We start from the raw sequence: 501 nt of genomic DNA, 5'->3' as shown, positions 1-501 counted from the left end.
CCGGCGGGCGGGACGCCGCCCCCGCCCGGAGCCGCGCCCGGGTCGGTGCCGCCGCCGGTGCCGGGCTCGGGGACGGCCGCGCCGTCGTCGACGAGGGCGAAGCCGATGCGGATCATGCCGGCGGTGGACTCCATCCCGTTGTCCGCGCCGGCCGGGAAGCGCACGCGCACGGCGATGCCCACGGTCTGGCCCGCGTCGAGCGGGGTGCGCGTGACGACGCGCTCGAGGGTGGCGGCGGGTCCGGATCCGAGCGTCTCGACGGGCCCGCGGCAGCGCATGGGCGCGGAGAGCGACTCGAAGCCGTCCTCGCAGAGGCGGACGGTCAGCTGGATCCCGCCGACGGCGTCGCCGGTGAGCGCCATGGAGCGCATGGAGTCGAGCTGCACGGCGAGCGGCGAGCCGTCCCCGGAGACGTTGGTGACGTCGGCGGCCCAGTCGACCGTGTCGCCGGGGGCCAGGTCGTCGAGGGGGATGTCGGGGCCGTTCAGCTCGCGGACCTCG

1 pseudogene is annotated in these 501 nt (G+C 77.4%); it reads right to left on the bottom strand.

Annotated features, from left to right (window positions below):
* Positions 1-501, bottom strand: a pseudogene (locus DZG00_RS16410) (sortase); the annotation flags it as partial.

It is taken from the genome of Clavibacter lycopersici (assembly GCF_003576405.1).
GTDB lineage: Bacteria > Actinomycetota > Actinomycetes > Actinomycetales > Microbacteriaceae > Clavibacter > Clavibacter lycopersici.
Note: the sequence above shows the minus strand (reverse complement) of the source record. Positions and strands in the feature narration are given on the sequence as shown.